Below are 11643 nucleotides of genomic sequence, written 5' to 3'. Positions count from 1 at the left end.
TCCACATGGGCGCGCAGCCAGGCCGGCGGCGCCACCGCCGGCGCCAGCATCGCCAGCGGCGCCAGCCGGCGCTCCCAGTCGTCGAGGGCGGCAGCCAGCGCCGGATCGCCGGCGCGCGCCCGCGTCACCGCCTCGCGCACGTCGGGCGGCAGGGTGCCGAGCACGTATTCGCCGGCGAGCTGGGTGCGCTCTTCCTCGGTCATCGTTCGCCGTCCAGACAGGTCTTCAGCGACTGCAGCGAGCGGTGCAGCCAGGTCTTGATCGTTCCCACCGGACGGCCCGTCGCCGCCGCCAGTTCCTCGCGCGAATAGCCGAGGCAGTAGGCCAGGAGCACCAGCCGGCGCGGCAGTTCGGCAAGCTGGCCGAGACAGTCGGCCAGCGCCGCCCGGTCGGCCGGATCGAGCCGCTCGAAGCTGCCGTCGGAGATCTGTGCCAGCAACGCGTCGCCGTCGTCGGCGGCGATCCGCGCCGGTCCCCGGCGCACGGCGTCGATCGCGCCGTTTCGGGCGATCGTCGCCATCCAGCCGGAGGCCGAGCCGCTCGCCCGGTCGAAGGACGCCGCGCTGCGCCAGATCTTCAGCAGGGTCTCCTGCAGGATCTCCTCGGCGCGGGCCCTGTCCCGAACGATACGCAGGATGATGCCGTAAAGTTTCGGAGCGGCGAGATCATAGAGCGCGCCGAAGGCGGCGCGGTCGCCGGCGGCGATCCGGTCGAGAAGGTCGGCGGCTTCCGGAGTGTCGAGCTTCACGGCGGGACGGTGCCTTCCAAAGCGGCCGGAACGACGGCGGGCATCGCGCGGGGGAGGCGCAGGACGGCGAGACCCGGGTCGGCACCGCCTTGACCAGAAGACCGGTCCGCGGGAAATCTGTCAATGCGGCGTGTAACGGCCCTCGCGGCGAGAGCGCGCCATGCAGCAGGTGGCAGACAGCGCCGGACGTTTCGCGCTATGGACAGGCGGTCCAGTTTCGATGTCCGCCAGAGGTCCGATGCCGTTTCCCCGTCCCCGTGCCGACCTTCTGCCCAACACCGCCGCCTTCGAGACCCTGCCGCTGGTCCGCCCCACCGGCTTTCGCGAATACGACGCGCGCTGGTGGTTCGGCCATCCGGCATCGGCCGTGCCGCCGGAGCTCAATCTCATGGGCGTGCAGGCCCTCGGGCTCGGGCTCGGCACGCTGCTGCACGAGCGCGGCGTCGCGCCGCAGATCGTCACCGGCCATGATTTCCGCAGCTATTCCTCCGCGATCAAGCTGGCGCTGACCCAGGGGCTGATGGCGGCCGGCGTGACCGTGCACGACATCGGCCTTGCCCTGTCGCCGATGGCCTATTTCGCCCAGTTCGCGCTCGATGTGCCGGCCGTTGCCATGGTCACCGCCAGCCACAACGACAACGGCTGGACCGGCGTGAAGATGGGCTGCGACCGGCCCGTGACCTTCGGCCCCGAGGAGATGGCGCGCCTGCGCGACATCGTTCTGTCGGGCGACTTCCGCATGGCGCCCGGCGGCGGCTACCGTTTCGTCGACGACCTCTTTCCCGCCTATCTTGCCGACCTCGTGTCCGCCGGGCCGCTGACGCGGCGGCTGAAGGTGGTCTGCGCCTGCGGCAACGGCACGGCCGGAGCCTTTGCGCCCGCCGTGCTGGAGGCGATCGGCGCCGAGGTGATCCCGTTCGATTGCGGCCTCGATCACAGTTTTCCCAACTACAATCCGAACCCGGAAGACATGGAGATGCTCCATGCCATGGCCGCGAAGGTGCGCGAGACCGGCGCCGACCTCGGCCTCGGCTTCGACGGCGACGGCGACCGCTGCGGCGTCGTCGACGCGGCGGGCCGCGAGATCTTCGCCGACAAGATCGGCGTGATGCTGGCGCGCGATCTCTCCGCGCTGCATCCCGGCGCCAGCTTCGTCGTCGACGTGAAGTCGACCGGGCTCTATCTCACCGACCCGGTGCTGGCGGCGCGCGGCGTCACCACCGACTATTTCAAGACCGGCCATTCCTACATCAAGCGCCGGGTGCGCGACCTTGGCGCCCTCGCCGGCTTCGAGAAGTCCGGGCATTTCTTCTTCAACGCGCCGGTCGGTCGCGGTTATGACGACGGCCTCGTCACCGCCATCGCCATCCTGCGCATGCTGGACCGCGCGCCGGAGGCGTCGATCGCCGACCTCTACGACGCCCTGCCGCTGACCTTCGGCACCCCGACCATGTCGCCGCACTGCGCCGACGAGGTGAAATACGATGTGGTGGAGAAGGTCACCGCCCGGCTCAGTGCGATGAAGGCGGACGGCGCCCTCCTCGCCGGCCGGCCGATCGACAGCCTCGTCACGGTCAACGGCGTGCGCGTCACCGCCGACGACGGCACCTGGGGCCTCGTGCGCGCCTCGTCGAACAAGCCGGAGCTGGTGGTCGTCGCCGAAAGCCCGGTTTCCAGCGAGCGCCTCCACGCCATGTTTCGCGCCCTCGACGCGGTGCTTCGGGAGAACCCCGAGGTCGGCGCCTACAACCAGACGATCTGAACAGGCATGCCCGTGCGTTGCCCAGCCGGAAGGACCGCCCCATGACCACCGCGCCCGCATCCTTCCCGTGCTTCTGGCCGGCGGGTCCGGCTCGCGGCTCTGGCCCGTCTCGCGCGACGACATGCCCAAGCAGTTCCAGCCGCTGACGGGGCCACTGTCGTCCTATCAGGAGACCTGCCGGCGCGTGGGCGACCGGACCCGCTTTTCCGAGCCGGTGGTGGTGACCAACGAGACCTTCCGCTTCTTTGCCCGCCGCCAGGCCGAGGCGGTCGGCGCCCGGCCGAAGGTGGTGCTGGAGCCGGCGCGGCGCGACAGCGCGGCGGCGGTGGCCACCGCCGCGGTGCTGGCGGAGCGGCAGACCCCCGGCGGCCTCGTGCTGGCGCTCGCCGCCGACCATGTGGTGCTCGACGACGACCTGTTCGTCGCGGCCGTGGATCATGGTGCCGACGCGGCCCGCGATGGCCGGATCGTCGTCTTCGGCCTGCAGCCGACCGAGCCGCGCACCAGCTTCGGCTACATCGACCCCGGCGCGGCGCTGGGGGCGACCGGCGACGTGTTCGAGGTGCGGGCCTTCGTCGAGAAGCCTGACCGTGCCACCGCGATGACCTATGTGCGCGACGGCTATCTCTGGAACTCGGGCAACTTCCTGTTCCGCTCCGACGTCATGATCGCCGAATTCGAGCGCTTCGCCCCCGAGATTCTTGCCGCCGTCACCGCGGCGATCGACGGCGGCGAGGAGGACCTCGGCTTCCTGCGGCTGCATGCCCCGAGCTTTGCCGCCGCGCCCGCCGCCTCGATCGACTATGCCGTGATCGAGAAGGCGGCGCGGATCGCGGTCGTCGCCGGCCGCTTCCGCTGGTCGGACATCGGCTCGTGGGACGCGATCTGGGAGGTGAGCGACAAGGACGCCGCCGGCAACGCCGTGTCCGGCGAGGTGCATCTCCTCGACTGTTCCGGCTGCCTCGTCGAATCGCGCGGGCGGCTTGCGACCGTGATCGGCATGGCGGACACGCTGGTGGTGGCGACCGAGGACGCGGTGATGGTGGCGCCGAAGTCGGCGGCGCAGCAGGTCAAGCGGCTGGTGGAGGACCTGAAGGCGGCCGGCCGCAGCGAGGCCAGCCGGCACCCCGGCGAGCACCGCCCCTGGGGCGCCTTCCGCACGCTGGCCGGCGGCGAGCGCTACCACGTCAAGAAGATCGTGGTGAACCCCGGCGGGATCCTGTCGCTGCAGAAGCATTTCCACCGCGCCGAGCACTGGGTCGTGGTGCAGGGCACCGCCGAGGTGACGATCGGCGACGACACCCGGATCCTCAACGAGAACGAATCGGTCTACCTGCCGCTCGGCGTCGTCCACCGCCTCGCCAATCCGGGCAGGATCCCGCTGGAGGTGATCGAGGTCCAGACCGGCTCCTACTTCGGCGAGGACGACATCGTCCGCATCGAGGACGTCTACAGCCGCAAGTGAATGTCCCTCAGACCCGGCGCTGCCAGGAGCGGTACCAGGCGACGAAGCGCTTCACCCCCTCCTCCAGCGGCGTTTCCGGCACGTAGCCGGTCAGCGCCTTCAGCAGTTCGGGCGCGGCGAAGGTCTGCGGCACGTCGCCCATCTGCATCGGCAGCATGTTGCGGACGGCCGGGCGGCCGAGCGCCAGTTCCACCGTGTCGATGAAGTCGAGCAGCCCGACCGGCGTGCCCCCGCCGATATTGACGATCCGGAACGCGCCTGCCGCGACAGCGTGTCCCGCACCCCGCCGTCCGGCACGCGGTTGGCCTCCCCCGGCGCGATCGGCACCAGCCGCAGCACCGCCTCGACCAGATCGTCGACATAGGTGAAGTCGCGCCGCATCCGCCCCTCGCCGTAGACGTCGATCGGCTCGCCGTCGAGGATTGCCGCGACGAAGCGGAACAGCGCCATGTCGGGCCGGCCCCACGGCCCGTAGACGGTGAAGAAGCGGAAGGTCGTGGTCGGGATCTTCCACAGGTGCGCATAGGCATGGGCCATCACCTCGCTCGCCTTCTTGCTGGCGGCGTAAAGGGTCAGCGGCTCATCGGTGGGGTCGGTCTCCTGGAAGGGCACCTTGTCGTTGGCGCCGTAGACCGAACTGGTCGAGGCGATCAGCAGGTGGCGCACCCCGGCGCGGCGGGCCATCTCCAGCACGTTCCACGTGCCCACGAGATTGGAATCGACATAGGCCTTGGGATTCTCGAGGCTGTAGCGAACCCCCGCCTGGGCGGCGAGGTGGATGATCACGTCCGGCTCGGCGAGATCGGCGGCCCGCTGCAGCGCGCCGGGATCCTCCAGCATGCCGATCACCGGCCGGAAGGAGTCGGACCGCTCCAGCAGCGCGTGCCGCGCCTGCTTCAGCCGCACGTCGTAATAGGGCGTCATGCCGTCGAAGCCCAGCACGAGGTGGCCCTCGTCGAGCAGACGGGTGGCAAGATGGAAGCCGATGAAGCCGGCGGTGCCGGTAACCAGATAGCGCATCCGTCCCATCATCCAACGTCCCGACGACCATCCGGCCGCCTTGCCGGGAGGGACCGCGTCCGCACAGGCGCCCCGCCGGCGAAATCACCGGTCCGGACCGTCATTGTCAACGGCGACCATGAACAAAGATCGGTGACGGCTTGATGCACGCGCCCGAATTATCTGATGTCAGCAAAGGATGTCGGGTTCGTGGAGGACCGACTGCCCAACGCAGCCCGGAGGGAGAGGAATGGTGGGCGATACAGGGATTGAACCTGTGACCCCTTCGATGTCAACGAAGTGCTCTCCCGCTGAGCTAATCGCCCACACCATTCTCTCGCCGACACGGCGGGGTGCCGGCGTGGGCTGCGATATAGCGGGGTTTGGGCGGGCGTGCAAGCCCGCGGGGCGGGATTTTTGCGATCGCCCGCGGCAAGTTCCCGCCGGCGGCGGAAATCCGCCAAGCGCCGGCAAAACCCCGCGATTTCATGCTCAGGCGGCCGCCAGCATCCGCTCGACCTCGCGGACGAGATCCTTCAGGTGGAAGGGCTTGGAGAGCACCTTCGCATCCTTGGGAGCCTGGCTGTCCGGGTTGAGCGCCACCGCGGCAAAGCCGGTGATGAACATGATCTTGAGGTCGGGATCGAGTTCGCTCGCCCGCCGGGCCAGTTCGATTCCGTCCATCTCCGGCATCACGATGTCGGTGAGGAGCAGGGTGAACGGCTCCTCGCGCAGACGGTCGTAGGCGCTGCGGCCGTTGTCGAAGGACACGACGTCGTAACCCGCATTCTGAAGGGCGCGGGCGAGGAACCTGCGCATGTCGTTGTCGTCTTCGGCGAGCAATATGCGATTCATGTCGTGTTCCGGATCTCGCGTTCGGCCGGCGCGCACTGCCCGCCCCGGCCTGTTGGCACGTCACCCCATAGAGCCCTGCCGTGGTAAATATCGGGTGAAAGCCCGCCGGCCATCCTAGTCGCTCGCGGCACCGCGCGCATCCACCGAATCGCCTCGCCCGCTCGGATGTGCGCGGCGATGCCGCGCGGCCCGTCCCGGTTCCGATGGACATCGCCCGCAACTCTTGGCATCCTGTCCTGATACCAAGAACATGGCGGGAGCACCCCCACTCAATGGACGTCGTCGAGCAGCTGAAGCCGGAAGATGCCTTCGAGATCGTCCGGCCGCTCGAGCAGACCTCCGCCTTCGTCTTCGATTCGCCGCACTCCGGGGCGCGCTATCCGCGCGACTTCCTGGCCTCGTCGCGGCTCGACAGCTCGCGGATCCGTCTGTCCGAGGATTCCTTCGTCGACGAGATCTTCGCGACCGCGGTCCTGCACGGATCGCCGCTGCTGAAGGCGCATTTTCCCCGCGCCTTCCTCGACGTGAACCGCGAGCCCTACGAACTCGACCCCAAGATGTTCTCCGGGCGTCTGCCCTCCTACGCCAACGTCCGCTCGCTGCGGGTGGCCGGCGGGCTCGGCACCATCGCCCGCGTCGTCTCCGAGGCCGACGAGATCTATGCCGGACCGATTCCGGTGGAAGAGGCGATGCGGCGGATCGACACCTACTACAAGCCCTATCACGCGGCGCTGCGCCGGCTGCTCGCCCACACCCACCAGCGATTCGGCTGCACCGTGCTGGTCGACTGCCATTCGATGCCGTCGGCGGCGCGCGGCGAGTTGCGCGGCCGGACCGACATCGTGCTCGGCGACCGCTACGGCACCAGCTGCTCGCGGATCGTGGTCGAAGCCGCCCACGCGATCCTCGAGGACCTCGGCTTTTCCGTCGCGGTCAACAAGCCCTATGCCGGCGGCTTCATCACCGAGCATTACGGTCGGCCGGCGCGCAATTTCCACGCCCTCCAGATCGAGGTGAACCGCGGGCTCTACATGAACGAGAAGACCTTCGAGCCCCTGCCCGGCTTCGACGACGTGCGCGCGGTCTTCTCCGCCTTCGTCGGCCGCCTGCTGCGCCAGCCGCTGGGCCTGCCGGAGCCCTTCCCCAAGCCGCTCGCCGCCGAATAGACCGGCCCGCGCGGCCCGCTCCTTCGCAAGGCGCGCTGCCAGGCATTGCCGCGCGCGCGGCGACCGGGCCGTCGCGGGGCCGCTTGTCGCTCCCCCCCTGTCTGCCCGCACGGCGACAATGCCGCGCGGCAAAAAAAAAGACCGCTGCGAGCAGCGGTCTGAAAGTCTAGGGAGGAAACGCCCAAGGAGGGCATGCAGCACAAGCATGCTGCGCGTACAAATGTGTGAGATGCCCCGCCGAAAGTCAAGGATCAGGAGTCGAATTAAATGCCGAGGCATTCGCTTTTGTAATCCCTGCCATGCGCGGGACATTTTGGCGCACCGTCATATCTCATATATATCAGGGTATTAAATCGTTATTTCAATATTCTGGAATCCTTCGAGATAACCTGACCGGAGAAACATACGATCATGACGACCGACAGCATCACGAGCTGGCTGCCCTTCCTCGACCGGCTCGCCGATGCCGCGGGCGAGGTGATCCTTCCGCATTTCCGCTCGGCGATGACCGTCGAGAACAAGGAGGCCGCCGCCTTCGATCCGGTCACCGTCGCCGACCGCGCCGCCGAGGAGGCGATCCGCACCCTGATCGGCGAGGCCTATCCGGAGCACGGCATTCTGGGCGAGGAATACGGCGACACCTCGGACGGCGCCGACAGCGTGTGGGTGATCGATCCCATCGACGGCACCCGTGCCTTCATCTCCGGCCTGCCGGTGTGGGGCACGCTGATCGGCCTGATGCGCGGCGGGCGGCCGGCCATCGGCATGATGGCCCAGCCGTTCACCGGCGAGCGCTTCGTCGGCGACGGGCAGAGCGCCTTCTACGCCGGTCCCGGCGGCCCGCGCGCACTGAAGACCCGCGCCTGCGGCGCGCTCGATCAGGCCACGCTGTTCTGCACCACGCCCGCCCTGTTCGCGGCCGATGACCGCGCGGCCTTCGACCGGGTGGAGCGCGCCGTCCGCCTGTCGCGCTACGGGGTCGACTGCTACGCCTACTGCATGGTCGCCGCCGGCCAGGTCGACCTCGTCATCGAGGACCAGCTCAAGATCTTCGACATCATGCCGCTGATCCCCGTGATCGAGGGCGCCGGCGGGGCGGTGACGAGCTGGACCGGCGGCAGCGCCGTCGAAGGCGGCAAGGTGGTCGCCTCGGGCGACCCGCGGGTTCACGAGGCCGCGCTGAAGATGCTCGCCAACAGCTGAGGATCTCCGTCAGCCACGGCCCGGCAGCAGCGCGTCCGCGTGGCCTGCCGGCGCGTCGTCTCCGGCGGCCGCGTCCCTGCCGGCCGTCTCGGGCCGGGTCACAGCCGGCTTGCCCGCGACGCGCTCGCCCGGGATGAAGGCGTCGAAGGCGGCGAGGAACTGCTCGCGCCAGGGATCGGCCTCCATCATGATCTCGTGGCGGGCGCGGGCACGTGGACGTAGCCGGCGGTCTTCAGCCGTGCGGCCATGGCCTCGATCGCCGCCGTGGAGACGACGCGGTCGGCGCCACTGCCGATCATCAGCATCGGCGTGCGCAGCCGTTCGGGCAGGCGCGGATCGGCAAACAGGCGCATCGAGCGCACGGCGGCATGGATCCATCCGACCGTCGGCGCGTCGATGGCCAGATGCGGGTGGTCGGCCAGAAGCTGTGCGCTGCGGCTGAACCGCATCGGATCATGGGTCAGCGGATTGTCGTCGAAGGTCTTGACCACCGCGATGCCGCGCCCGACCGGCGGGATCGGAGAGCGCCCGCAGCCGAGGCCCACCAGCGTCGCCGCAAGCCAGGTGACCATGCCGCGCGACATCGGGATTCGCCCGAAATCCAGGAACGGCGCAGTCAGCACCATCCGCTCGATCCAGCCGGCCTCGCCGGAAGCGGCGTGGGTCAGGATCACGTTGCCACCCATCGAATGGGCGAGCACGTAGACCGGCCCCGGGCCATGGCGCAGCACCACCTCGTCACGAAAGACCCGGATGTCCTTCTGGAAATCGGCGAAGCGGCCGATGTGGCCCCGGCGCGGTGCGGACAGGAGCCGGTCCGACCCGCCCTGCCCGCGCCAGTCGAGGGCCGCGACGGCAAAGCCGCGGGCGCGCAGGTCGCCGACCGTCTCGTAGTATTTCTCGATCTGCTCGGCGCGGCCCTCGAAGATCGCGATGGTGCCGCGCGGCTCGGGCACCGTTGCCGGCCAGAAGGCCGCGCGCAGGCGCACGCCATCCTCCGCCTGGAGCGCGATGACCCGGCCGCCGGCCGGCATCGGGTTGTAGGGCAGGTCGAGGAGATCCATCACGTATCCGTTGCAAGCTGGTCCGCCGGAACGCGGCGGGGGGCGGTCTGTTCCGGCCTGCCTCAACATGCCGGCCAGGATTGATATGGCCCTTGGGACAACGACGGACAGTGTTCCGGTCTCGCCCGCACACGGGGACCGAACGGCACCTATCAGATGCCGGCAAAATCGCAAGGACAAGCGTTGCCATGCCTCTTGAACGGCACGGATCGTCCCCCCAGATGATCGAAGCGGATGCCACACGGGTCCGCAGCATCCGGTCCGCCGGCCAAGACGGCGGCGGCAGGGGATGCAAGCGTTGATAGTTGCTTCCAAGGAGAACTACAGATGCGTCACTACGATCTCAGCCCGCTCTACCGGTCCACCGTCGGTTTCGACCGCCTGTTCTCCCTGCTCGATCAGGGAACGCCGGGCGCCGGCACGGCCCAGAGCTATCCGCCCTACAACATCGAGCGGACCGGCGAGAACGCCTATCGCGTGACCATGGCGGTGGCCGGCTTCTCCGAAGCCGACATTTCCATCGAATCGCGTGAGAACACCCTGACCGTGAAGGCCGAGAAGGCCGCGGCCGACGAGGGCAAGACCGAGTATCTCTACCGCGGCATCGCGGCCCGCGCCTTCGAGCGCCGGTTCCAGCTTGCCGACCACGTGGAGGTCACGGGCGCCAATCTCGAGAACGGCCTGCTGCACATCGACATGAAGCGGGAGATTCCCGAGGCCATGAAGCCGCGGCAGATCCCGATCGGCCGCCCGGCCAACGGCCCGGTGCAGATCGAGACCGCGGCCGCCTGACGGCGGCTGTCGAGACGGCACGACACGACGAGGGCGCGGCACCAGCCGCGCCCTTTTTCGTATTGGTGGGCAGTCAGGAATTCCGTGTGGCCCCGCGGCTCAGACCCGCAGGCGCTGCAGCACGTCGATGAAGGCGGCGACCTCGGCAAGCCGGGTCGCATAGCTGGTCACGAGCCGGACCATGTCCTCGTCCGCGCCCGGTCCCTCGCCGTCGGCCAGACTGTCGCCGGGCCAGACGTAGAAGGAGGCCCCCGCAGCCTTGAGCCTTGCGGTCGTCTCCTTCGGCCAGATCGCGAACACCTCGTTGGCCTCGACCGGGAAGGCGAGCCGGGCGCCGGGCGTCTCGGCGACGACGCGGCCGATCCGCTCGGCCATGTGGTTGGCGTGGACGGCGTTGTCGAGCCAGTGGCCCTGCTCGAAATAGCCCTCGAACTGGGCGGCGACGAAGGCGCTCTTGGAGAAGAGCTGGCCGGACCGCTTGCGCAGGTATTCGAAGTCGCCGACCTCGGAGCGATCGAAGAACACCACCGCCTCGGCGCACCAGCAGCCGTTCTTGGTGGCACCGAAGGAGAGGACGTCGACTCCGGCGCGCCAGGTGATGTCGGCGGCGGCGACGTTGAGGCTGGCGAGCGCATTGGCAAAGCGCGCGCCGTCCATGTGCAGCTGCAGGCCGGCGCCGTGGGCGACGTCGGCGATCGCGCGGATCTCGGCCGGCGTGTAGACCGTGCCGGCTTCCGTGGACTGGGTGATGCTGACGGCGACCGGCCGGCCCGAATGGACCGACGGCGGATCGAAGCGGCCGAGCGCGCGGGCGAGCGTTGCCGCATCGAGCTTGCCGGCCGCGCCGGGCAGCGGCACCAGCTTGCCGCCGCCGGTGAAGAACTCCGGCGCACCGCATTCGTCGACGTTGATGTGGCTCTGCCGATGGCAGAACACGAGGCCGCCGGGACGCATCATCGCCGCGAGCGCAAGGCTGTTGGCCGCCGATCCCGTGCCGACGAAGAACACCGCGACCTCGCGCTCGAAGATCTCGCAGAACCAGTCGGAGACCCGTTGCGTGCGGTCGTCGTTGCCATAGGCGGGGTTGTAGCCGCCGCCGATCCGTTCGAGCGCGGCGCTCACCTTGGGCGAGGCGCCGGCCCAGTTGTCGCTGGAGAAGTTCATGGTGAACTGTTGTAGTCCGGCCCGCGCCGGAGGCAACAGGTACACGCGCAGATCTGCGATGCGGCGGGCGCCGGACTTTGCAGTTCACGACGCCGCCGGCACCGTCGGCGCGTCTCCGCCGCGAGAGGCCGGTCGATTTGATCCTGGCTGCAATCAACCCGCCCCACCCGCAGCAGGAACCCCTGGCCAGCGATGAATTATTGCATGACTCACACATGATTTACCGCCTCGACCCTGCCGGACGGAGGGAGAATTGCCACAGCGACAACAGCAGGCGACGTCGCCGCCCCTGCGGTGACCGGGGCTGACCGCCTGCGCCGACACCGCCGGTGGCAACGCGTGCCGGCACCAGCATCCGCAGCGTCGCCCCCTGCCTTGCGGCACCTGTTCCCTGGGCAACAGCACGCCGCGCCCCGCTGTCATAC

At 69.0% G+C, this 11643-nt stretch carries 10 protein-coding genes, 1 tRNA gene and 2 pseudogenes; 5 read left to right on the top strand and 8 right to left on the bottom strand.

All coding sequences use genetic code 11. From position 1 onward, the window contains the following. A pseudogene (locus A6302_RS07565) lies at nt 1–203 on the bottom strand (anti-sigma factor); the annotation flags it as partial. After that, a complete protein-coding gene (locus A6302_RS07560; protein ID WP_069306530.1) occupies nt 200–748 on the bottom strand; it encodes a sigma-70 family RNA polymerase sigma factor in 549 nt (182 codons plus the stop codon). The pseudogene A6302_RS07565 and the gene A6302_RS07560, both read right to left, overlap by 4 nt. A 238-nt stretch (nt 749–986) precedes the next feature. On the opposite strand from A6302_RS07560, the gene A6302_RS07555 reads away from it, so the two are divergent. Next, entirely contained in the window at nt 987–2510 is a 1524-nt protein-coding gene (locus A6302_RS07555; protein WP_069306529.1) for a phosphomannomutase/phosphoglucomutase, read from the top strand. A 67-nt stretch (nt 2511–2577) separates the two neighbouring features. Next, nucleotides 2578–3975, top strand: coding sequence for a mannose-1-phosphate guanylyltransferase/mannose-6-phosphate isomerase (locus A6302_RS07550; RefSeq protein WP_069306528.1), 1398 nt, complete (start codon nt 2578–2580; stop codon nt 3973–3975). Between the two features lie 7 nt (nt 3976–3982). Here the strand turns inward: A6302_RS07550 and A6302_RS07545 are convergent. The 3 genes and pseudogenes from A6302_RS07545 to cpdR form a co-directional block, all read right to left on the bottom strand. Then, nucleotides 3983–4995, bottom strand: a pseudogene (locus A6302_RS07545) (NAD-dependent epimerase). A 230-nt stretch (nt 4996–5225) separates the two neighbouring features. Beyond that, nucleotides 5226–5300: transfer RNA gene (locus A6302_RS07540), tRNA-Val, on the bottom strand. A gap of 166 nt (nt 5301–5466) precedes the next feature. Beyond that, a complete protein-coding gene (gene cpdR, locus A6302_RS07535) occupies nt 5467–5829 on the bottom strand; it encodes a cell cycle two-component system response regulator CpdR (RefSeq protein ID WP_069306527.1) in 363 nt (120 codons plus the stop codon). Between the two features lie 272 nt (nt 5830–6101). On the opposite strand from cpdR, the gene A6302_RS07530 reads away from it, so the two are divergent. Next, complete coding sequence (locus A6302_RS07530) at nt 6102–6995, top strand: N-formylglutamate amidohydrolase (protein WP_069306526.1); 894 nt, start codon at nt 6102–6104, stop codon at nt 6993–6995. Between the two features lie 411 nt (nt 6996–7406). After that, entirely contained in the window at nt 7407–8198 is a 792-nt protein-coding gene (hisN, locus tag A6302_RS07525; protein WP_069306525.1) for a histidinol-phosphatase, read from the top strand. Between the two features lie 9 nt (nt 8199–8207). Here the strand turns inward: hisN and A6302_RS22040 are convergent, their stop codons facing one another. Next, nucleotides 8208–8387, bottom strand: coding sequence for a hypothetical protein (locus A6302_RS22040; protein WP_141703486.1), 180 nt, complete (start codon nt 8385–8387; stop codon nt 8208–8210). Beyond that, entirely contained in the window at nt 8384–9262 is an 879-nt protein-coding gene (locus A6302_RS07520) for an alpha/beta fold hydrolase (protein ID WP_069306524.1), read from the bottom strand. The genes A6302_RS22040 and A6302_RS07520 overlap by 4 nt, the downstream gene beginning before the upstream one ends. A 327-nt stretch (nt 9263–9589) precedes the next feature. On the opposite strand from A6302_RS07520, the gene A6302_RS07515 reads away from it, so the two are divergent. Next, nucleotides 9590–10054, top strand: a complete 465-nt coding sequence (locus tag A6302_RS07515; RefSeq protein WP_069306523.1) for an Hsp20 family protein — start codon at nt 9590–9592, stop codon at nt 10052–10054. A 99-nt stretch (nt 10055–10153) separates the two neighbouring features. On the opposite strand, the gene A6302_RS07510 is transcribed toward A6302_RS07515, so the two are convergent. Continuing rightward, nucleotides 10154–11263, bottom strand: a complete 1110-nt coding sequence (locus A6302_RS07510; RefSeq protein ID WP_342586236.1) for a threonine aldolase family protein — start codon at nt 11261–11263, stop codon at nt 10154–10156. Nucleotides 11264–11643: the final 380 nt, after the last annotated feature.

The sequence above is a fragment of the Methylobrevis pamukkalensis genome (assembly GCF_001720135.1).
GTDB lineage: Bacteria > Pseudomonadota > Alphaproteobacteria > Rhizobiales > Pleomorphomonadaceae > Methylobrevis > Methylobrevis pamukkalensis.
Note: the sequence above shows the minus strand (reverse complement) of the source record. Positions and strands in the feature narration are given on the sequence as shown.

Excerpts from the sequence above, each read along its gene's own strand:
- A6302_RS22040 (WP_141703486.1), bottom strand. The coding sequence starts at position 8,387 with ATGATGGAGGCCGATCCCTGGCGCGAGCAGTTCCTCGCCGCCTTCGAC.
- hisN (WP_069306525.1), top strand. The coding sequence starts at position 7,407 with ATGACGACCGACAGCATCACGAGCTGGCTGCCCTTCCTCGACCGGCTC.
- A6302_RS07515 (WP_069306523.1), top strand. The coding sequence starts at position 9,590 with ATGCGTCACTACGATCTCAGCCCGCTCTACCGGTCCACCGTCGGTTTC.
- A6302_RS07555 (WP_069306529.1), top strand. The coding sequence starts at position 987 with ATGCCGTTTCCCCGTCCCCGTGCCGACCTTCTGCCCAACACCGCCGCC.
- cpdR (WP_069306527.1), bottom strand. The coding sequence starts at position 5,829 with ATGAATCGCATATTGCTCGCCGAAGACGACAACGACATGCGCAGGTTC.
- A6302_RS07520 (WP_069306524.1), bottom strand. The coding sequence starts at position 9,262 with ATGGATCTCCTCGACCTGCCCTACAACCCGATGCCGGCCGGCGGCCGG.
- A6302_RS07530 (WP_069306526.1), top strand. The coding sequence starts at position 6,102 with ATGGACGTCGTCGAGCAGCTGAAGCCGGAAGATGCCTTCGAGATCGTC.